Annotated in this window: 20 protein-coding genes and 1 pseudogene; 10 read left to right on the top strand and 11 right to left on the bottom strand. The window is 42.1% G+C overall.

Features of this window, described 5'->3' with window-relative positions; all coding sequences use genetic code 11:
• Window positions 1–21: 21 nt before the first annotated feature.
• On the bottom strand, window positions 22–2,037 hold the full coding sequence (gene speA / locus CDG76_RS04655) for a biosynthetic arginine decarboxylase (RefSeq protein ID WP_094347854.1): 2,016 nt from the start codon (window positions 2,035–2,037) through the stop codon (window positions 22–24).
• A 231-nt stretch (window positions 2,038–2,268) separates the two neighbouring features.
• Between speA and ndk the strand changes: the two genes are divergently transcribed.
• Window positions 2,269–2,718, top strand: a complete 450-nt coding sequence (gene ndk / locus CDG76_RS04660; RefSeq protein ID WP_094347855.1) for a nucleoside-diphosphate kinase — start codon at window positions 2,269–2,271, stop codon at window positions 2,716–2,718.
• Between the two features lie 101 nt (window positions 2,719–2,819).
• Here ndk and CDG76_RS04665 read toward each other — a convergent pair whose 3' ends face one another.
• Both CDG76_RS04665 and CDG76_RS37045 read right to left on the bottom strand, forming a co-directional pair.
• Window positions 2,820–3,542 (bottom strand): TerC family protein, encoded by a 723-nt coding sequence (locus CDG76_RS04665; RefSeq protein ID WP_094347856.1) that lies wholly within the window; start codon window positions 3,540–3,542, stop codon window positions 2,820–2,822.
• Window positions 3,543–3,631: 89 nt separating this feature from the next.
• The gene (locus CDG76_RS37045; RefSeq protein ID WP_190240757.1) at window positions 3,632–3,793 is read right to left on the bottom strand and encodes a hypothetical protein; all 162 of its coding nucleotides are present in this window, start codon (window positions 3,791–3,793) and stop codon (window positions 3,632–3,634) included.
• A gap of 20 nt (window positions 3,794–3,813) precedes the next feature.
• Here CDG76_RS37045 and CDG76_RS04670 point away from each other — a divergent pair, with 20 nt between their 5' ends.
• Window positions 3,814–4,083, top strand: coding sequence for a type II toxin-antitoxin system ParD family antitoxin (locus CDG76_RS04670; protein WP_094347857.1), 270 nt, complete (start codon window positions 3,814–3,816; stop codon window positions 4,081–4,083).
• Window positions 4,084–4,210: 127 nt separating this feature from the next.
• Window positions 4,211–4,561 carry a hypothetical protein gene (locus CDG76_RS04675; RefSeq protein ID WP_094347858.1) on the top strand — a complete coding sequence of 117 codons (351 nt, stop codon included), beginning with the start codon at window positions 4,211–4,213 and terminating at the stop codon, window positions 4,559–4,561.
• A 12-nt stretch (window positions 4,562–4,573) separates the two neighbouring features.
• On the opposite strand, the pseudogene CDG76_RS35825 reads toward CDG76_RS04675, so the two are convergent.
• A pseudogene (locus tag CDG76_RS35825) lies at window positions 4,574–4,654 on the bottom strand (helix-turn-helix domain-containing protein); the annotation flags it as partial.
• Window positions 4,655–4,872: 218 nt separating this feature from the next.
• Here CDG76_RS35825 and CDG76_RS37050 point away from each other — a divergent pair.
• From CDG76_RS37050 to CDG76_RS04685, 4 genes are all read left to right on the top strand, one after another.
• Complete coding sequence (locus CDG76_RS37050) at window positions 4,873–5,049, top strand: DUF6888 family protein (protein WP_094347859.1); 177 nt, start codon at window positions 4,873–4,875, stop codon at window positions 5,047–5,049.
• Window positions 5,046–5,156 carry a DUF6887 family protein gene (locus tag CDG76_RS39555; protein ID WP_442946363.1) on the top strand — a complete coding sequence of 37 codons (111 nt, stop codon included), beginning with the start codon at window positions 5,046–5,048 and terminating at the stop codon, window positions 5,154–5,156. Before CDG76_RS37050 ends, CDG76_RS39555 begins: the two co-directional genes overlap by 4 nt.
• Window positions 5,157–5,287: 131 nt before the next feature.
• Entirely contained in the window at window positions 5,288–5,413 is a 126-nt protein-coding gene (locus tag CDG76_RS38955; RefSeq protein ID WP_262984299.1) for a hypothetical protein, read from the top strand.
• A complete protein-coding gene (locus CDG76_RS04685; RefSeq protein WP_094347860.1) occupies window positions 5,410–5,661 on the top strand; it encodes a type II toxin-antitoxin system RelE family toxin in 252 nt (83 codons plus the stop codon). Before CDG76_RS38955 ends, CDG76_RS04685 begins: the two co-directional genes overlap by 4 nt.
• A 92-nt stretch (window positions 5,662–5,753) precedes the next feature.
• On the opposite strand, the gene CDG76_RS04690 is transcribed toward CDG76_RS04685, so the two are convergent.
• From CDG76_RS04690 to CDG76_RS04705, 4 genes are all read right to left on the bottom strand, one after another.
• Window positions 5,754–6,194: a hypothetical protein gene (locus CDG76_RS04690; protein ID WP_094347861.1), complete on the bottom strand. Its 441-nt coding sequence runs from the start codon at window positions 6,192–6,194 to the stop codon at window positions 5,754–5,756.
• Window positions 6,195–6,261: 67 nt separating this feature from the next.
• Window positions 6,262–6,951, bottom strand: coding sequence for a hypothetical protein (locus CDG76_RS04695; RefSeq protein WP_190240758.1), 690 nt, complete (start codon window positions 6,949–6,951; stop codon window positions 6,262–6,264).
• A 92-nt stretch (window positions 6,952–7,043) separates the two neighbouring features.
• Window positions 7,044–7,793 carry a Uma2 family endonuclease gene (locus CDG76_RS04700; RefSeq protein ID WP_094347863.1) on the bottom strand — a complete coding sequence of 250 codons (750 nt, stop codon included), beginning with the start codon at window positions 7,791–7,793 and terminating at the stop codon, window positions 7,044–7,046.
• A 22-nt stretch (window positions 7,794–7,815) separates the two neighbouring features.
• Window positions 7,816–8,460 (bottom strand): restriction endonuclease subunit R, encoded by a 645-nt coding sequence (locus CDG76_RS04705; protein ID WP_094347864.1) that lies wholly within the window; start codon window positions 8,458–8,460, stop codon window positions 7,816–7,818.
• 351 nt (window positions 8,461–8,811) lie between these two features.
• Between CDG76_RS04705 and acs the strand changes: the two genes are divergently transcribed.
• The 3 genes from acs to CDG76_RS04725 all read left to right on the top strand — a co-directional run bounded on the left by acs (window position 8,812) and on the right by CDG76_RS04725 (window position 13,122).
• Complete coding sequence (gene acs, locus CDG76_RS04710; protein ID WP_094347865.1) at window positions 8,812–10,785, top strand: acetate--CoA ligase; 1,974 nt, start codon at window positions 8,812–8,814, stop codon at window positions 10,783–10,785.
• A 336-nt stretch (window positions 10,786–11,121) separates the two neighbouring features.
• Window positions 11,122–11,802, top strand: coding sequence for a tetratricopeptide repeat protein (locus CDG76_RS04715; protein WP_094347866.1), 681 nt, complete (start codon window positions 11,122–11,124; stop codon window positions 11,800–11,802).
• 561 nt (window positions 11,803–12,363) lie between these two features.
• The gene (locus CDG76_RS04725) at window positions 12,364–13,122 is read left to right on the top strand and encodes a Uma2 family endonuclease (RefSeq protein ID WP_094347868.1); all 759 of its coding nucleotides are present in this window, start codon (window positions 12,364–12,366) and stop codon (window positions 13,120–13,122) included.
• Between the two features lie 161 nt (window positions 13,123–13,283).
• On the opposite strand, the gene CDG76_RS04730 is transcribed toward CDG76_RS04725, so the two are convergent.
• From CDG76_RS04730 to CDG76_RS04745, 3 genes are all read right to left on the bottom strand, one after another.
• Window positions 13,284–18,434: an nSTAND1 domain-containing NTPase gene (locus tag CDG76_RS04730; RefSeq protein WP_094347869.1), complete on the bottom strand. Its 5,151-nt coding sequence runs from the start codon at window positions 18,432–18,434 to the stop codon at window positions 13,284–13,286.
• Complete coding sequence (locus CDG76_RS04735) at window positions 18,410–19,741, bottom strand: P-loop NTPase fold protein (RefSeq protein WP_094347870.1); 1,332 nt, start codon at window positions 19,739–19,741, stop codon at window positions 18,410–18,412. Before CDG76_RS04735 ends, CDG76_RS04730 begins: the two co-directional genes overlap by 25 nt.
• A 908-nt stretch (window positions 19,742–20,649) precedes the next feature.
• Window positions 20,650–21,507, bottom strand: a complete 858-nt coding sequence (locus CDG76_RS04745) for an SDR family oxidoreductase (RefSeq protein ID WP_094347872.1) — start codon at window positions 21,505–21,507, stop codon at window positions 20,650–20,652.
• Window positions 21,508–21,634: the final 127 nt, after the last annotated feature.

Below are 21,634 nucleotides of genomic sequence, written 5' to 3' on the forward strand. Positions count from 1 at the left end.
CCAATCCCCAATCCCCTATTCCTAACTATTTAGATACGTATATCTTCTAAGACTCTGCTCGTAGGTTTGCAGTAGTCGCTGAGATTCCGCTAGGGTAATGCGCTTTTCTTCTAATGCTTTCTCGCAACGTTGGCGAATGTTTTCCACCATATCTTCGGAGTCATACTGGACGTAGCTTACCACTTCACTCATGGTGTCGCCTTTGACAACGTGTTCAATCTGGTAGCCTTTGGGCGTCAATTGAATGTGAACGGCGTTGGTATCCCCAAACAGGTTGTGCAAATTGCCCATGATTTCCTGGTAAGCTCCATTCAAGAACATTCCCAAATAATAGGGTTCTCCAGGTTTGTAGGTGTGCAACTCTAAAACCGATTTGACATCGCGCAGGTCTATAAAGCGGTCGATCTTACCATCACTGTCGCAGGTGAGGTCTGCCAAAATTCCCCGCCGCGTTGGTTCTTCATCTAAGCGGTGGATTGGCATGATTGGGAATAGTTGATCGATCGCCCAGCAATCTGGTGCTGATTGAAACACTGACATATTGACGTAGTAGATGGAAGCCATAATTTTTTCTAGGTCTTCCAGTTCATCGGGTACGTATTCTTGCTGTCTAGTGATGGTAAGAATTTTTTGGCAACAAGCCCAGTAGAGGCGTTCGGCTTTGGCTCGTTCTCTGAGGCGTAAAATTCCTAAGTTGAAGCGGCTAATGGCTTCTTCTTTGAATTGTGCGGCGTCATGGTACAACTCTTGGTAATTCTCTTGGTTGATGGATTGATAGCTTTCCCAAAGATAATTAATAATTGGGGATTCTCCCTCTTGTGGAGGTTCTGGTGAATCGAGGGGGACATCACTGGTACTAAGAACATCAAAAATCAGTACTGACTGATGGGAAGCGATCGCTCGTCCACTTTCACTAATCAGTGTTGGTACGGTAATTTGGCGCTCTGCACAGGTATCTTTTAACTCTGCCACAATGTCGTTGGCATAGTTCTGCATATTGTAATTTTTCGATGCATAGAAGTTGGTTTGGGAGCCATCATAATCTACGCCCAAGCCGCCACCAACATCAAGGTATTTCATATCCGCCCCCAGCATCGACAATTCTACATAAATGCGACTGGCTTCTTGGATGGCATCTTTAATCACGTTAATGGCAGAGATTTGTGAGCCGATGTGAAAGTGCATCAACTGCAAAGAATCGAGCAGGTTAGCTTCGCGTAACTTGTCAACAGCCTCGATAACTTCAGGCATTGTCAAACCAAATTTAGCGCGATCGCCACTGGAGGTTCCCCAACGTCCCATGCCTTGGGTACTGAGTTTAGCACGAACACCTAATATTGGCTTAATACCTAACTGGCGATTGGCATCAATTACCAAATCAACCTCTTCAATCTGTTCTAAGACGATGACTGGTGTTTGTCCTAGTCTTTGGGCTAACATTGCCGTTTCGATGTATTCTCGGTCTTTGTAGCCGTTACAAATTAACAATGCTCCTGGGGTATCCAAAACAGCCAGAGCAATCATTAATTCTGGCTTGGAACCAGCTTCTAAACCAAATTGATGGGGTTTGCCAAATTTCACTAAATCCTCAATCAAATGCCGCTCTTGGTTGCATTTGACGGGAAACACGCCACGGTAGACACCAGGGTAATTATAGCGAGCGATCGCTTTATTAAAGCAAGCGTTCAACCGCTCAATCCGGTCTTCCAATATATCAGAAAAGCGAATCAACATGGGAAGTCCCAAGTTGCGCTGTTTCATGGAGTTGACCAATTCAAACAAGTCAAGAGATCCCCCGCGATCGCCCTTGGGTGACACGGTAACGTGACCAGCAGCGCTGATGGAAAAATAAGGTTGTCCCCATCCTTCAATCCGGTACAAGGCTTCGCTATCCTCAATTTTCCAGGAGCGAGGTAAATCTCCTGTGGTAGGACTCGGTGGTAACAGTTTTTTTTGTTTATGATTTTTCACTTCTTTTTGCCCATTGGACGGTACTTGTACCACCTCGCCAGATGTAGCAGTTGACTCAACACCCATTTCTTCCTAACCTCTGTTTTTCACCCACGAGTTAACAATTTAGCGCATTCATCTGGGAACGTATATGCACCCAAAGATAATTTCTGAGATAAACTCTGATTGGTCAAGAGTCTTGTGTCATTAGTGATTAGTCGCTAGTCATTAGTCAAGAGTGCAAAACCCTTAGACAAAGGACAAAGAACAAAGGACAATTGACTAGATAAAAACTTTATTAAGCTTTGGGAGATCGCAATGGAGCGCACATTTTTAGCAATTAAGCCTGATGGAGTCCAGCGGGGATTAGTAGGTGAAATTATCCGTCGCTTTGAAACCAAAGGTTTTACCCTAGTTGGTTTAAAGTTACTAAAAGTCAGTCGGGAACTGGCTGAACAACACTATGGCGTTCACCGAGAACGTCCCTTTTTTAGTGGTCTAGTGGAATTTATCACTTCTAGCCCAGTGGTAGCGATGGTATGGGAAGGTGATGGTGTTATTGCATCTGCCAGAAAGATTATTGGTGCGACAAACCCTTTAACAGCAGAGCCAGGAACGATTCGCGGCGATTTTGGACTCAATATTGGTCGCAACTTAATCCACGGTTCTGATGCTCCAGAAACCGCGCAACAGGAAATTGCCCTGTGGTTTAAGGATGAAGAATTGGTCAGTTGGCAACCACACTTAACGCCTTGGTTGCACGAGTAATGGAGAGACGCGATTAATCGCGTCTGTACAAAAGTTAGGAGTAGAGACGCGATTAATCGCGTCTGTTAGGAGTTGAAAATTAATAACTCCTCACTCCTAACTTATTTAGAGACTTCGCTCTTTTCCGGTTTTATTTGGGGTGATTCAGTACCAACGCGCTTGGAAAATCCCCAGCCTAAAATCAGGAAGATGGCAGCAATCATGATCCATTCTGGTGGAACTAAACTATCGTTGAGTACTTTCAACAACAAGCGCAAGCCCACCAAGGCGACAGTTACATAGCCTGCATCCTCTAGGTTTTCGTATTCGTCTAGCCAACGGATAAACAATCCCGCCATGAATCGCAGCGTAATAATACCAATTGTTGCACCCGTTAACACTAGCCATTTTTCTTGAGAAACTGCGATCGCAGTTGTCACGCTATCCAAAGAAAATGCCAAATCTGTAAATGCAATCACAGGTATCGCTTGCAACAACGAAGTAAAACGCGGCCCGTGATGGCGATCGTCCTTCGATTCTTCCGAGGTAAAGTGTTGGAATACCAACCACAGCAGATAAGCAGCGCCCAATAATTCAAATTGCCAGAATTGTTGTACCCAAGTGGCAGTAAGAATCAGGGAGATTCGCAGCACATAGGCAACGACTAAACCAAAGTTCAAAGCTTTACGCTCAAGTTCTTTGTCTTCCAGCCCCCTAGCGATCGCAGCTAGGGCGATGGCATTGTCGGCAGATAACAGCGCCTCTAAAAGCACCAGGATTACCAGAACTATAAGGGCTTCAAGGCTGAAATGAAAATCGAGGTAATCAAAAATTCGGTCTAGCATTCCGGGTTTCTCAAGCAGAAAAATTAAAATTTGACAAGGACAGAGATTTGCATATTAAAAAGCGCAATAAATTGCCACTCTAATTCAGCTTAACGCGCTTGTGGTGCATTTTGAAGAGGGTTGAATGTGTGCGATCGCCCTACAAGTGGGGTAATTTGCGTATAAGTCAATACACCCAAAGTTTTAACATCTAGCTTAGTGCGATCGCAATGGACTGCTGTCAGTTCGCATCTAAAATTAGAAGATGACAACAAAAATAGGGTAATAGCTCATGAATATTTCCTTAACAACCGAGCTTGAGCAGTTCATTCAAAGTCAAGTTGCAAGCGGGAAGTACACCTCATCTGAAGAAGTGATTCTTGCGGGTATTAGGCTATTGGAGGAATGGGAACATATTGACAAGGGTCGGTTTGAGGAACTGCAAAGAGAAATTATGATTGGGGTTGAGCAACTTGATCGCGGAGAACGACTTGAGGGTACAGAAGTAATCGAGCAATTGCGTCAAAAAAACCAAGCTTTGAGAAAGACTCAGGCAAAATAATGAGAATTAATGGCGTCTAAATTCAATAAAATCGAATTTTAATTACTAAAGATGTGAATCTTGTAAAATATTGTTTAACAGTTCAGCAACCTCATAAACTAATTTTAATCACGACAAAGAGAACATAATGTCTAAACCAAACCTTAACTTTCATACCGTCAACAAAAATGGAAATATTATCTTACACTCTAACCACTTAGGTGATGTTGTAGAAGTTCATATAGACAAACTAAAACGTAGGTTTTACGGTATTCGAGAAGACCGTACTGTAATAGAAGATAGCGGTGATTATGGAAATAATTTTAAACAACCTGTAATGCTCTATAAAATCTATTATTCCTTTGAAAAGGATGCTTGGGGAATGAATTATATAACTAAAGATAACAACGAACATAAGTCGATAGATGGTTTTAATACAGCTAGAGAAGCTTGGTTATATAGAGAAGCATTAATTGCTGAAGGTATAGCTATAAGATAGATAACTGTATAGTTAAAACAAGCTTGCTACATATTCATCCAGGTCACTGCGCTTAACCCGCCAACTTCTACCAATCATTTTGGCTTTTAGCGTCCCCTCTTTGAGGACGTTAGTACCTACGGCTTCCGAAGAACTGCTTTAATCAGGATGAGCGATGCTCTTAGGGAAGACCAAAAACTAAATTCTCCATTAAAAGATAGGGTATGTTAGCTCACAAATACGGCACTATTCGCATTTAATAGACGATGCCTTAATAATGCACCCTACAAATTGGGTATTTTTTACTGGTATTTTGCTAATTATTATATTGAGTGAAACCAACTAATGAACAAGCAATTGAATTATTTAAGGTGTGTCAGGATTTAACTCAGATGTACCTACCAATTTACTTGGTGAGATTAGATGAACGGACAACACGCATTTATATTCTGGCTGGACAAAGTTTTGAAGTCGAAATATTGCCAAATGGGAGGGTAAGATATTTATGACTAAGGCAAATTTTCAAGGGATGACTAAACAAGAGTTAAAAGCTTATGTGTTGGAACATCGGGACGATCGCGAAGCTTTTTATGCATTAACGGACAAACTTAGATAGGACTTACGCACGAGTTACGGAATAACGAACCGCAGAGGCGCAGAGGACACGGAGAAATCAGAGTTTGAGAGATATTTTGCGTAAGTCCTATTAGAGAAGAACCAGGGATTGAAATTACCTCAACAGAGCAGATGCATGAGCTAATTGAAGCAAGGTTAGATGAGGCTGATGCAAGAGATGCTTATAAGGTACTAGAGGAAATTGCAGAGCTGGGGACAACACCCTTGGAAGACATTAAAAGAGAGCTAGGGATATGAGCTACCAAGTAGCATTAGCACCTTCGGCTGTGCAGAAAATTGCAGAATTGGACTCAGAGGTGCAGCAACGACTAGCACAAAAGTTAGAGGAACTAGCATTAAATCCATATCCAGAAGATGCTCACCCATTGAAGAACACTGAACGACTGTATAAGGTTCTTTTGGGTGAATACCGCATTATTTACCAGATTCAAGATCAACCCTTGCTACTAACGGTGATAAAGATTGCACATCTCAAAGATTATTAAAGCTTATCTGGAAAAGCGATCGCCTATATGCTACTCAATCGCAAGCAAAATAAAACTTCAAAATTTACTCTACCACTACGCAACTAAAAATTTTACAAAATCTCTGTCAACTTTACCACCAGACTATCTGCTAAATCCAATAACCTGATATCATCTGTATCAATACTATGTCCTTCACCAACTAACAGATTTCTCACAGCAGATAACCTGTCATTGGTTTCAGAAATTCTCCAAACTTCATCTAAGTTTACTGCAAAATCAAACAGCGATCGCTCTCTTAAATGCTCTCTTACCCTAACAGCTACACTATCATTACTTACCAGAAATTCTTTAATAGTATCTAATTGAAAATTACCTAATATTTCATCATGTCCCCACGTTTCTAGCCAGTCTCCCTCCACATCCTCAACGTAAATATTGACAAAATCAACCCCATAAGTTAGCCAGTTCTGCTGCATTTGTCGCGCTGTCGCTAAAGCTTCAGCAAATGTATCTACTTGATTGTTGCAGTGAGTTTCTCTTTTATTAGCCATAGAAGCTGTAATTAGCACGTAAGTATGTAGGCTAGACACAAATCTGAAATATCAAATTCCTGAAATTTCACGAAAATTTTAAATATTTACCACCAGAAAGGTAATCACTGTTATACAGGGCCACGTTCACTAACTGGTTCACAAAATTAGTATCCTTGGGATTGTAACTTAAGAACAATCCTCTCTCTATTTCCCACGATCGCAGTGTATTTTGCCAAGCTTGGTACTTTTGTTGATTGAGTTCTTCACTAACACTGGTAACTTGAATGCACAGTGGTTGATTGTTACGACTAACAATTAAATCTGTTGCCATAGAAAGGTCGGCAATATAACGCTGCCAAAAACTACCTTCTCGCTGAACAATATCTTGGGCTATTGATCTAATGATATCATTATCAACCTGATTAAATTCACCTGCCATCAATTTTTGTTTCCAAATATAAAACTTGGAGTCACTTGCATTAATCCATCTAGGAAATAGATAACCATACCAATATCTCTCAATCGGCGTCATCATCTCGAATTTTGCTTTTTGTTCATCTTCTGAAGGTAAGGATTTAATCATCAGCCATATTGTCGAATCCGTAATCACCTCTAGCAGAAAGGCGATGACAAAGGGTTTTGCAGTCAGGGAACCTGGCTTGATGTTTTTCACCCAACGATTGATTTGATCTAATCTTCTCGCTAAATTATGATCTATCGAGGAGGCTTGCTCGATAAGGGACTTTAGCTGATCCTTAATTTCTTGTGCTTGCAATCGATGCCCTACTTTCAGAAGATTACGCTTTTTTTACACATTGATAACTAGATTTTAACTTGAAAATGTCTTTAGTTTATTTCCTGATGTAATCAAATATTCTCTAGGTCGATGCCCTGTATACGTAAAGCCTCGCGCAGTCGAGCAATTTCTTGCTCTGCTTGTTCGGCACGTTCTTCTGCCTGTTCGGCGCGTTCTTCTGCCTGTTCGGCACGTAAACGTTCTTGTTCAGCTAATTCTTCTGATGATAGTATTAATTGATTTTCAGTAGTGAAGAATCTTAATTTACCTTCATAAACTCCTAAATAAAGTTCTAACTGCTGACTCCACAAACGTCCATCAGTGGTTACTTGGATTTCTTGATACTTACCATCAACTAAATGAAATCCCTGAAGTTCCATTGTTACAGGATCAAACCAGAAATAATCTGGTGTACGGAAGGTATCTTGGTAAACTTGTTTTTTTAAACCTTTATCAACTGCTGTCGTTGAACTTGACAAAATTTCCACAATCAAGTTGGGATATTTGCCGTCTTCTTGCCAAACTACCCAACTCTTACGGTCTTTTTTTTGGGTTCCCAAAACTACAAAAAAGTCTGGGCCGCGGAAATATTCTGATTTTTTCTGGTTAGGACTATAGTAAATCGTCAAATTGCCAGAAGAGTAGAAATCTTGCCTCTCTCGCCACCACAATTTAAGTATGCGAATCAGCAAATCAATTTGTTCTCGGTGCAGGTCACTTTCCAAGGGTGGTTCGTCACTCAGTATATCGCCAGGAGGAAAAATAACTTCATCCTCTGAAATATTATCAGAGATGATTTCTAGAGTAGCAGGTTCAGACATCAGCGATCGCTCCGCAATTTATTTACTGAAAATTTGGTAACTTACAAATGGCTTTGAAAACTTGCAATAACTCAATTGCATCTGGAGATTGACTCAAATTTAATAATGGCATTAACTCATAAGTTGACTGGTTGTCATGTCTTAGATAAACAAATTGATAAAGCTGTCCATTAGCTACCAAACCCCAAACTGATGGTTGTTGCTCTAAACTCTTAAAAGCATAAGTGAGTAATTGAGGTAAACCCTCAATCACATTGACCGAACTATTTTTTGTTTCAATCACTAGAATCCAAAATGGCGGTGCAATATCACTTTGAGGACTGTTGATTGCTAAAATATCCATCCGCCCGGTAATTCTTCTGTCTTCATCTTCGACTGCGATCGCAATGCTGTCTTCCATTGTCAACCGAATTGGCACATCGTAAAATCCTGAGAGCCGCATTAAGGGTGCAATCGTTAAGAATTTAACCAACCCTTCAGAAATTTTTCCTGCGCTTAAATAACGATCAAAGTCGTTTCTGATTCTTAATAAATCTTGCTGTTCAAATTCCGAGAGTGGTTCTAGCCTTAAGAAATCTGTAAATGAAGCATTTGAAAGCTTTTCTAATTTCAGAAAGCGATGAACATCGTTAAGAGATAGGCTGCTAGCTTCGACCGTGAGCGTCATAGTTTCAGGTTTTGCTTGTCAAGACTACTTACAATATTGCAACATTCCCGGTAGATAGGTTGTAAAACGTCTTTACTTATATCTTGCACCAGGCGACTAGAAGTCGCGGCTACACAGACTTGTGTTGAGCGAAGTCGAAATACAAAACCTGCCTCCGCAGGTTGAAAAGCCTTCGATAGGCTGTGTTTCTTGAGAGTTTAAATTTCTTGATCGCTGGCTTTTGGTAGATGAAAATGAATGTAAACTAAATAACTCGGCAATTTTTACCTAGCTTAACGAAAATCTAAACAGCGTCTAGCACAACTAAGCTAAAAATAGTTTTCAGTAACAATACCGTTTCTAAATGTAATCATGTCTCAACCAACTATAGAATCAATCTTACAAGAGAACCGCCTCTTTCATCCTGCCTCAGAATTCTCGCAGAACGCCCATATCAAAAGCCTGGATGACTATCAGCGTCTCTACGATAAAGCCAAAGCCGATCCGCAGCAATTTTGGGCAGATTTGGCTGGAACAGAATTAGAATGGTTCCAAAAATGGGATACAGTATTAGACTGGCAACCACCTTTTGCTAAGTGGTTCGTTGGTGGTAAAATTAATATTTCTTACAACTGTCTTGACAGACATCTCACTACCTGGCGCAAAAATAAAGCTGCACTGATTTGGGAAGGAGAACCAGGTGATTCCCGTACCCTTACCTACGCCCAACTCCATCGGGAAGTTTGCCAATTCGCCAATGTATTGAAGCAACTAGGCGTACAAAAAGGCGATCGCGTCGGTATTTATATGCCGATGATTCCCGAAGCTGCGATCGCGATGTTAGCCTGTGCCAGAATTGGCGCACCTCACAGTGTGGTATTTGGTGGTTTTAGTGCCGAAGCTTTGCGCGATCGCTTAATTGATGCTCAAGCTAAACTAGTAATTACGGCTGATGGTGGTTGGCGCAAAGATGCGATCGTTCCTCTGAAGGAACAGGTAGATAAAGCCTTAGCTGATGGTGCTGTTCCCAGTGTAGAAAATGTCCTCGTTGTCAAGCGCACCGGACAAGAAACTTATATGCAGTTGGGGGGACGCGATCATTGGTGGCATGATTTGCAAAAAGGAGTATCAGCAGATTGTCCCGCCGAACCGATGGACAGTGAAGATATGCTGTTTGTTCTCTACACTTCTGGCAGCACAGGCAAACCGAAGGGCGTAGTGCATACAACTGCTGGTTATAATTTGTATACCCACATCACCACCAAGTGGATATTCGATCTGCAAGACACAGATGTATACTGGTGTACTGCCGATGTCGGTTGGATTACGGGACACAGCTACATTGTCTACGGCCCGCTTTCCAATGGTGCAACCACGATAATGTATGAAGGTGCGCCCCGGACTTCTAATCCTGGCTGCTTCTGGGATGTAATTGAAAAATACGGCGTTAATATTTTTTATACTGCACCTACGGCAATTCGGGCATTTATTAAGATGGGTGAACAACATCCGAATGCGCGAAACTTATCTTCATTGCGTTTGTTGGGAACCGTTGGCGAACCGATTAACCCAGAAGCTTGGATGTGGTATCACAAAGTAATTGGTGGCGATCGCTGTCCAATTGTGGATACTTGGTGGCAAACGGAAACCGGCGGTATCATGATTACACCGCTACCAGGGGCAATTCCCACCAAACCCGGTTCTGCAACCCTTCCCTTCCCTGGAATTATTGCAGATGTCGTGGATTTAGAAGGAAACACCGTACCCAACAATGAAGGCGGTTATCTAGCGGTGCGACATCCGTGGCCAGGAATGATGCGGACAGTCTACGGCGATCCAGAACGCTTCCGCCGCACCTACTGGGAACACATTCCGCCCCAAGATGGTAAATATACTTACTTTGCTGGTGATGGCGCTAGACAAGATGAGGACGGTTACTTCTGGGTAATGGGTCGTGTGGATGATGTACTGAATGTATCAGGACACCGACTCGGTACAATGGAAGTAGAATCAGCCTTAGTTTCGCATCCAGCAGTTGCAGAAGCGGCGGTAGTGGGTAAGCCAGATGAACTTAAGGGTGAAGAAGTAGTTGCTTTTGTGACTCTAGAAGGCACTTATCAGGCAAGTGAGGAACTGAGTAAAGAACTCAAACTGCACGTTGTCAAAGAAATTGGGGCGATCGCACGTCCCGGAGAAATTCGCTTTACAGACGCTTTGCCCAAAACGCGATCGGGTAAGATTATGCGCCGCTTATTGCGGAATCTAGCTGCTGGACAAGAAGTATCTGGAGATACTTCGACATTGGAAGATCGGAGTGTATTGGATAAGTTACGAGAAGGCACGTAAATAATTTCAAATGAGCTTAGTAGGGACGCACATATATGCGTTGGTGTCAACTTAAGCCGAAAACTATATTGGGTAGGTGTTTTGCAAATCCCTCATGCCCTCATCCCCTAACCCCTTCTCCCAAGGGAGAAGGGGAATTGAATCTCTAGCTAGCTCCCCTCTCCCTTGGGGAGAGGGGCTGGGGGTGAGGGCAAAACGTTGTCACCAAGCGGGTTTCACGTAAAATTGACACCAATGACATATATGCTGCACTTACCGTCTGTCTTGTGATGCATTACGCGCTAACGCAGGCCAATTTATCATAAAGATTAGAACATTATTGAGGCATTCAGGGCGATGAAGGTGAAGTGCAAATCCAAATCAGCATTTGTTCAACCTATTGGCTGCATGATGCTGAGTATTATCAGTGTAATGGGAATATCACCATTAGTGTTAGCGGTTCCTGGACAAGTTTCTTTGCATTCGCCAGGAGAGTCTGCACAGAGACAACCACAAAGAATAGCACAATCTTCAGGTACAGATGCACCAGAGCGATCGCAGCTAATCCAACAAGCTAATACTCTGTATAGTCAAGGAGACTTTAAAGGTGCAGAAGAAAATTTACGCCAATTTATTAAAAAATTCCCAGAAGATGCTTTTGGGCACTTTCAATTAGGAAACGTACTTTTTCAGCAAAAAAAATCAGAAGAAGCAATTAGCGCCTATCGAGAAGCCATTCGCCTCCAGCCAAAATATGCTTTAGCCTACAATGCGAGCGGTATGGTTTATGCAAGTCAAAGTCGCTGGGAAGAAGCCATTACTGAATATAAAAAAGCTCTGGAAATTAATCCGAATTATGGCGAGGCACTGACTAATTTTGCACTAGCAATGTGGCAAACAAATAAAAAAGATGAGGCGCTATCTTCTTTAGAAAAAGCTTTAAATATTTTCAAAACACAAAATAGAGGTGAAAAAGTTAACCAAGTAGAACGAATTTTAAAAGAGATCAAAACTGCTGATGAGCCTGGTGTTTCCTGAAAATCATATTATGCAGTGGATAAAAGTTAAGAAGAGTTGCTGCGATCGGCTTTAGGGATGCTTTGCCAGGAGTGCGATCGGGTATTATGCATCGATTGCTACGGAATTTGGCATCTGGTTTGGAATTATTTTGGGGTGGGCTAGCCCACCCTCTAAAAAGCATCGAAACAGAATAATAGTATTGCCATGAATGAAATATTTCTGTTAGCCAGAGAAACTGTAAGAGTGATTTTTCACATGGATGGAGGATACACAAGGGTAGTTTGGGAACGTTCAGAGAATACTGCATGGGCAGGCATAGGATGGATTTTTGATATACCAACTCATGTAATACCATACGATTTACGAGTAATAGGTTCTCATTTTCTATTGTCTATAGTTAAGTCGAATACGAATAATTGTGAGGATATAGAAAATATCCGCAGTAATCGAGATAGATTTTTTCATATAGAAAGATTGACTGTTTTTGTATAAGTAGCATCTAACCTCGTAGCGTGTCTATTCAAAAATAGCAAAATAGCAATCTACAATAAGAATCAGACAACCCATTGGTTAAAGCCTATGACTTCCTTATCGGCATTAACTTTACCCGATCACACCCAGTTACCAGACTCAGATGGTACATTTGTGAAAAATCTTCAGGAGCATCCGCAAAGCATTTTAATCACAGATTCAATTAAACCTGTTTTAGAGAAACTTCATCCCGACAGTCAATATTGTATTGGACAAGATTCTGGTATTTACTGGCGATTGACAGATCCTCCTGAGAAAGGGGCTGAAGCACCAGACTGGTTTTATGTACCCAATGTACCACCGACTCTTGACGGTAAAATGCGGCGTTCTTATGTGCTGTGGAAGGAATATATTGCACCCTTGATTGTGATTGAATTTGTCTCTGGAGATGGTTCAGAAGAACGAGATAAAACGCCACCATCTCAAGGGCAAGGTGGGAATGTTGGTAAATTTTGGGTTTATGAGCAGGCAATTAGAGTGCCTTATTATGGAATTTATGAAGTAGCAAAAGCGCAAGTGGAAGTGTATCACTTAGTCGATAATACTTATCAACTCATGAAAGCTAATGAACGAGGACATTACCCAATTGCTCCTATGGGGGTAGAGTTGGGAATTTGGCAGGGATTTTATCTGAATGCAGAGTTACCTTGGTTGCGCTGGTGGGATGCCCAAGGAAATTTACTGCTAACGGGTGAGGAACGTGCTGTGATTGAGCGCCAAAAAAGGGAGAGAATTGTAGAGAAGTTGCGATCGCTCTCTGCTGAACAGCTCAACGCTTTAGGAATTGACTCAGAAATGTTAGATTAGGAAATATTCTCATCTATCAATATTACATCTTCATATATTTCTGCGTAGGCGTAGCCCGCCGTAGGCATCGCACAACGAAAATCAACGCTAGCTAAATGCACTTCTTGTTCTTTTTCGTAAGGGTAAAGTACCCAATCGACTCTGCATTTCTATTATGCAGCTTAAATGCCGATTAGCTTAGAACACAAGGCGCGATCGCTTTTCATTACCTTCTGATTAGTCTGCAAATAATCATGTAGCAAATCGCAACCCCGCGCCAGTAATTTATCCAGTTGGATATCTGCTAAATCTCGGAAAATTACTGTGCCATTGCCACTACCCGCAGCCAGAGTCTTGCCGTCATGGCTGAAACTGACGCTGGTTAACTCATCTTTATCGCCTTTCAAAGCAATCAGCAACGTTCCTTCTCGGTTCCAAATCCTCACTTTGTCATCACTGCTAGCTGCCAGAGTCTTGCCATCAGGGCTAAAACTGACACTGATAAAACTATCGCCATCGCCCGTGAGATTATTTAGCAAATTACCGTCTCGATTCCAAATCTTCACCGTGCTATCAATACTCACTGAGGCAATACTTTGACCATCAGGCGACCAAGCAACCCCATTTACACGGCGGCTATGACCAGTTAATGTGTATAGTAATTTACCATCTAAACTCCAGATTTTGACGGTTTTATCATCGCTGGCTGAGGCTAACAACTTGCCATCAGGACTAAAACTTACCCAATTCACCGCTTCTTGATGTCCCTGCAAGGTGTTAAGTAGTTTACCGTTGCTACTCCAAAGTTTTACTGTTTTATCTTTACTAGCTGAGGCAATTACTTGACCATCGGGCGACCAAGCTACACTCAAGACGGTATCATTATGACTCTGTAAGGTGTTGAGCAGTTGACCGTCACTACTCCAAAGTTTTACTGTTTTATCTTTACTAGCCGAGGCAATTACTTGACCATCGGGCGACCAAGCTACACCCCAAACTTGACCCTGATGCCCCGTTAATATACGGAGTAGTTGACCGTCTCGACTGAAAAGTTTTACAGTTTTGTCTCGGCTTGCTGCTGCTAAGGTGCGATCGCCTGGGCTAAAACTGATGCTAGTTACCCAGTCATCATTATCAGCTTTGGGCTTTCGCAGTAACACATCGTCCCAATGCCAAAGTTTAATAGTTTTGTCCCGACTGGCGGAAACCAGGGTGCGACCATCTGGGCTGAAGCTGACGCTGTTAACCCAATTGTTATGTCCTTTCAGGGTTCCCAGTAACACACCTTCAGAACTCCAAAGTTTGATTGTCTCATCAGTACTTGCGGAAGCGATCGTGTTACCATCGCGGCTAAAACTGACGCTGGTAACTCCAGCACTGTGCCCCGATAAGGTTCGCAGGAGTTTACCCTCCAGATTCCACAGCTTGATTGTCTGGTCTAAACTGGCAGATGCAATTATTTTTCCATCGGGCGACCAAGCTACACTTTTGACTGCATCCTCATGTCCCTGCAAGGTTTTGAGCAGTTTACTATCGCGACTCCACAGTTTCACCGTCTTATCAGCACTCCCAGAAGCTAAGGTTTGACCATCGGCTGACCAAGCGACACTTAATACTGCACCATTATGTCCCTGCAAAGTTTTGAGCAGCTTACCATCGCGACTCCACAGTTTCACTGTTTTGTCTGTACTCGCTGAAGCAATAACCTGACCATCTGGGCTGAAACTCACACTATTCACCACACCCTGATGCCCTAATAAGGTAGCAAGCAGTTGACCCTCTCGACTCCAAAGTTTTATCGTCTTGTCTTGACTGGCGGAAGCAACGATTTGACTATCTGGGCTGAAACTGACGCTATTAACTACATCCTCATGTCCCGACAAGGTTTTAACTAAGCTACCATCGGGAAGCCAGAGTTTGATTGTATTATCCGCACTAGCTGAGGCAATTAAAGAGCGGTCGGGGCTGAATGTAGCACTATTTACACCAGATATATGCCCGTCCAAGCGGTTATATTCTCTTACCCCTGAAACAGCTTGATAAAGTGCCGTCTGTACTTGCTCTCTTGTATAGGAATCTACCCAGACTGTTTGTTGTAATTTCCTCCCTGCCTTTAAACTTTCTTTTAAGGCATCAATACCTTTTTGCGAGGCAAAGAGGGCTTCACTGGATGCACTGAGGGTTTTAATTTCGCTATCTACTGCTGTTACGATGGAAACACTTAATCCCAAGATGGCGAGAACGGAAGCGGTTAGAGCAATTTTCAGCGAACGATTTAATTGAGCTTCACTAAGTCTTTGTTTCTTTTGACTTTCTGCAAGTTGAGCTGTTAACTCTTTTTCTTTAAGTTCAGCTCGTAATTGCTCAATTTCTAACTGACTTAATTCTTCCCGCTTGTGTAATTCTCGCAATTCTGTTAATAAGTCTAATCCCTGTTGGGGATGGGGAGCTACCAATTTGGAACGCTGCTTATTTTGACTAAGTTCGCTCTTCAGTCGCTCAATCTCAGCTTTACTTTGTTCTACTTTGTAGCGCAATTGATTTAGTTGTACCTGTAAGCTCGATTCTTGTTGTTGCAGGTAGCGAATCAAGTCTACTAAATAATCGTGAATCAGTTGATAGCGTTCTGGTACATCAGGGAATAGTACCACTAAACCGGAGCTAACTAAAATTTCTAAGACTAACTCTAATTTGTCAGCATCTTCTAATTCTGATAGCTGCGACGCTAACTCAGCACGAGTTTTAAAAGGTCGGTTGTTACTTTCATCTGTTAATAAGTATAAGACAAGTAACGCGGCTCGTTCATTTTCTGGGCCGCAGTCTTTAATCAGTTCTTTAATATATCGTTCGATGAGTTTGTTCGGTCTATATGGCTGATATTCTTCTAGTGTAGTAATGCGTTCATCTTGAATTTGCGCTCCCACAACTTGTAATTCAATGGGGCGGACTTCTCCAAATTCTGTGGATAAATCTTCGATTAAGGCATCAATTAAAGCGGGTTCTAAATTAAACTGCGATCGCTCTGTCAATTTTTGGATAATTGCTTTGGCATATTCGGGCGAAAAATTATTTAACTGATAGCGGATATGCTTGTCGAGAATATTATTATTAATCGCTTCCAATGCTGAGAGATGTTTAAAGTCTAATAACCGATGTAAATAATCTTCTCGCAAGGAAAGGATGACTTTGACAAAGGGTATATTGAGACAATCGCTAATAAACTTATCAAACTCTTGCTTTTGATTGCGATCGCTATAACCAAAGAAAAATTCTTCAAATTGGTCAAAAATTAAAACTGTGATCAAATGGCGATCGGCATTTTCTTGAAGTTGTTGTAAAATACCACCGATGGTAAACGGTGTGTCAGAGTAAGGCAAAGCTTCCGATTCAATGGCTGCTTCTAGCTTAATATCAGCATAAATCGCCAGGGATGCGTCACTAGACATCGCTTCACTTAAAGATTTCCCTAATTCCCGTGCCCAATCGGTATAAACTTGCAGTACCACAGGCACGGCTATTTGATCGCCAATGGCTCGAGTTTGCAGTGCTGGAACTAAACCCGCCGTTACGGTCGAACTCTTACCTACCCCTGATTGACCGTGAATCACCGTCAATTTTTGATCGGCGCGGCTAATTCTGCCAATTAAGTTATTAATATCACGCTCTCGACCAGAAGCCGCAATTTCTAAAGCAATGCTGCTACTCCCAGAAGGTGACATTAATGCTGGGTTTGTCGCCTGTCTTTGGGGTTGCAAGCGCCCTGCACCAATAAAAGCCCGAAAACCATACTGCTGCTCAACAGAACGCCGTTTCTGTCGAATGTAATAGGCTTCTAAATATCGTCCTTCTTCAAAGTAGAGCGATCGCAGTCTCCGCAATAAGCGAATATAACGATGGGCATCGTATTGATGGGCACTGCTTTCTAAGGCTGCTGGCAGTTCTTTTGTCGCCTTATCTAAGTATTCACGAGCGACTTCTAGCTCACCGACATTTCGCTGTGCTTTCGCCAACACTAAATAGTAAATTTGCGCCAATAATAATGGAAATAAGCAGTTATAAGGGTCGTTCTGCTTTTGCGCCTCCCCTAATTTCAGCAGTGATACGTGTGCTAAGATACTCGCCTGTACCCACCGCGACTGCTGCACAGCCACTTGCGCCAGAAAACCGTAGTCACAAGCTAGTTGGATTTGACTACCATAAGTTTGATGTAATTCCAAAGACTTTTGAGCAACTGTCTGCAATTCTTCCCACTCTTGCAGATATTGCAAAACCTCAGCAAGTTGATTAATAAATCCAGCAACTATATCCAAACGCCCAGCCACCTGCAAGATATGCAAGCATTGCTGAAAATAAGATTTAGCAGTGTACCAATGGCGGCGGTTTTCTGTTTGATTTTGCTCTGCAAAACGGCAATAACACAACCCAATATAAAACAGTAAAATTCCCTGTCGCAGCAGTAGGGGAGATGGGGGAGATGGGGGAGATGGGGAAGAAAAGGGAGCAGGGGGGGTAGGGGGAGCAGGGGGAGTAGCGGAAGTAAAGTCCCCCTCATCCCCTAATTTTTGCCAAACTTGCAAGCTTTGCTGAAAATGGCTTAAACCTGTATTGATGCGATCGCTAATATAATTATCTAGACCAAAAACAAATTCTAAACTAGCGTGTAGTTCTGGCTCTAAGGTAATACCACGATTGTGCAACTCTTTAATGGCAAAGTGGAGTTCATAACTATGTTCCCAGACTTGCTCGACAGTGGAATAATGCTTTGCAACTTGAGGAGATTGGTGTTGTGTAGCATCGTTTGCTAACACCGTAGCAAATAAAGAGTCAGTTTCCTGTTGCAGAAATTGCAGCAGTGATTGAGTTGTCATTTCAAACCGAATCGGTGTCGCCGCCCAACTAGCAAAATCTGGTGCTAAACGGACTACCTTTTGCAATACTTCCTCATTCATCCACACAATCATCGGAAATGGGTGGCGTTTGCGAAATTCATCCCGAATATGATTAATAGAACTCAGTAAATCGTCGAGTCCATCTACTGACTCTAAACCCAAAATCATCAACGCCGATGGCGGATTAGCTTCGGTTAGCAGTTGTAAATGAATACTTGTGTAAAGACTTCTGGCATTATGCGGCAGAATTACCTTTTGAATGTGGTGTACTCCTGAAGAGAGTTCTTCGAGTCGTTGCAGCATAAGTTCTTGCAAAACTCGATAATTGCAGCACACCAAAACTAGGGAGAATTGACCGTTAGAAAGGGTAATTGCTCTCCCCAAACTCCGCAAAGCCCGCTCATTAGCTGCTTTTATATCTACTTGTGGGTGTCGTTCAACCATGACTTAAATTTTTCCGTCTCTGCTAAAACTGGGTTGACGGCAAACCAAGCTCCCTGATGATCGCGGTATTCAAATACAAATAGACTTCGCAAGAGAGCGTGGTATTGTATATCACCTCTAACTCTCTGCTGTTGCACCACCTGAAAGATTAGTTCCCACTCATGAGGGTCGATAGCGTTAGCTCGGTAATCCCGCTGTCTTTGAATTACCAGTTCGACACATTCCCGCTCAAAGGGTGGATCTTGTTCTCGCAAACAGTCAAACAGTAAACCTAGTAAGTCTCGGACATGACCACCACTCATTAGGCACAATCGATCTAAGGTTTCTAAACTATCAAACACCTCTGTAATTAAGCCTAACCGATCGCTAGGTAAAATGTCTGGAAAACCTCTAGCTAGCACCATTTGCCGCATCATTGCTAGCCCTTGAGGAAAAATCTCGCCAGAGCGCAGACGTACAGGTATCATCGGTAAAACTTTTGGTGCGACTCCACCCCCCAAACGATGCTGAAGTTCGGCGCTATCGTTGGAGAAAGTCAAGGCTAGGGGAATAGTGTAGACTACATGACAATTCAGTTTGCGTAATTGTTCGCCACGCTGAATAAATAAATATTCTGGCAGCGATCGCCCCGATGGTAAAGGTCGAATTGCGACTCGATCCAAGTTATCAACAATTACCACCAATCCTTTTTTACCCCTGGCTTTCAGTTCCTTGGTGGCAGGTTCTAGTAATTCTTGATTAATTGACTGTAAAATATTTGCGGTTCGTGGTTCTAGATAATCTCTTAACCGCCGCCGCAATTGGGGACTTTCTTTTGTTTTAGCTGTAATTTTGGCAATCCCTACAGACAACTCTGCTTCTACGCCAACGTCAATTGGCGTCTGCAAGAAATCCACAACTTCACCAAACAACTTGGTAAAGTAGCGAGGCTTGAGCCTAATTTTCATCGCTTCTAGGCTTTCACTCACCTGTCCAGCGATCGCCAACAAAATATCAGTCACATCCACATCGGCCATTTCTAAGACATGGGTAGACTCAAAGTAAACTACATGAAACTGCTGCACTTCTAACTCAGCCTTGAGGCGCAACAACTCCGTTGATTTTCCACAGCCGAGATGTCCGGTAAATAGTTGACAGGTTGGGATATCCGGCGATATTCTAGCGATCGTTCGCTGCAAAGCTTCGATAATTTTGCCACCCCGCACCGCAGCAAAATCGATATAGTACCTGCGATCGCTAGGGTTTCCTATAATTAGAGGTCTGCTCGGATTGCAAGCCTGATAAAATCTTTCTAAATCTAGGAGCATAACTAATCAAGTTCACTCAGGAATGGGGATGCAAAAATTTACTAGATAAACATATTGATTTTAGATAATTTATGCCTTATTTTAATTAAACTACTAACTAAACTAGCAGCATTCAGGATAATTAATTATATCTATAGTTCGATATAGTACATATTAATGGTGATGTTTTAGTTAAAGTAAGCAGAAATACTACTATAAGTACAAATAGCAAAGATATGGCGGTTCTCGTTTGAGTGCAGTACAGTTTTGACCTCTCTCCAAACCTCTCTCCTCTTAGGAGAGAGGCTTTGAATCTTACTCCCTTTCCCTACTAAGGAAGGTTGGGGTTAGGTCTGTATTGGACTCAACTGCAAACCGCTATATCTTAGATTAAATAAGGTACTCTTATGAATATTAAAAATATCCAACACAAAAAAAGGTACTGTTAAGTACAGTTTTGTTGCTCTCTTGAACTCATCATCAGCTTGATTTATTAAGGAGCTTTCGTAAAGTTTACAAAAAAATAATCTACAATCCTTGTAAAATAAGGCTTTTAACAAAAATATTGGTTAAGTCAACTTGAGTTTAGAGTCACTTTTTGACTAAATTTTGCTTCTCGTTCTGAAATCAGCATGATTTTGTCAATAGACCTCTTGCAAAAGTCCCTAACACCCCACCCCCAACCCCTCCCCGCTTGCGGGGAGGGGAGACAAAGCGTAGCTTTGGCGGGGTGGGGTTCTTTCTTATTTTTGATTTATGAAAGAGGTCTAATGAAAACCATGATTTTGTCAATGAAAATCATGATTTTGTCAATGAAAATCATGATTTTGTCAATGAAAACCATGATTTTGTGAATGAAAATCATGATTTTGTTAATGATAGCCTTTGCATTCAGAGTGACGACCTCTGAAGTATTGACAATCAGTAATCTACAGCCCCATTGAGTATAAAATTATCTTGTCATGTAGCTTATCAGGCAAAATATGCTTTATCAGCGCTCCAATTTTGGCATCCTGTCCAACAAGATAGCGCGTCTTGGGCTGTTTTGCAGTTAGCGCCTGGACAACAACTTGAGCCACAATATCCGCAGAAATTCCCTTAGATGCAAGAATCTGCATTTTCTTGCGGACAATATTCATCGCTTGACCGTAGAGATTTTGTGCCGATTGTGGTAAATCGTATTGTGCTACTTCAGATTGACTAAGAGACTTTTCCCAGATTGGGGTAGCAATAGAACCAGGTTCAATAATTGAAACTGAGATTCCCCAAGGTCGTAACTCCATTCGCATTACATCAGTGAGTGCTTCCAAGGCAAATTTAGAAGCATTATAAGCCCCCAAAAACGGCGTTGGACTCCTACCAGCAATGGAACCCATATTGATAATTCGACCCCGACTTTGGCGTAAAAGACCCAGAAAAGCTTGTGTCACTGCTAATTGTCCAGTGACATTAACCTGCATCTGGTGTTGAAATTCTGCGATCGCTAATAATTCTAACGGGCCAGGAACAGCAATTCCGGCATTATTCACTAAACCTAAAATCCCAGTACCACCAACTGCATTTGTTACCATATCAACCGCATCTGCGATCGATTCAGCATCAGTAACATCTAAAAAAATCGGAATCAGTCTTGGCGATCCTTTCTGTTTAAGTGTCTGAGCATCAATATCTTGACGCACTCCAGCAAAAACAGAGAAGCCCAACTGGTCTAAAAGCAAAGCAGTGGCTTGACCAATTCCTGTTGAGGCTCCTGTAACCACTACTGTACGTTGATATTCTACAACCATTAATTTTCTTTGATGATGGGGCTGTCTTCAGGAGGCAGAAGGCAGAAGGCAGAAGGCAGAAGGCAGGAGGCAGAATTAACCCATGCTTAAAAGCGTGGAACTTAGGTTGTGGAAGCTTTGTATCGCA

The organism is Nostoc sp. 'Peltigera membranacea cyanobiont' 210A, assembly GCF_002246015.1.
Lineage (GTDB): Bacteria > Cyanobacteriota > Cyanobacteriia > Cyanobacteriales > Nostocaceae > Nostoc.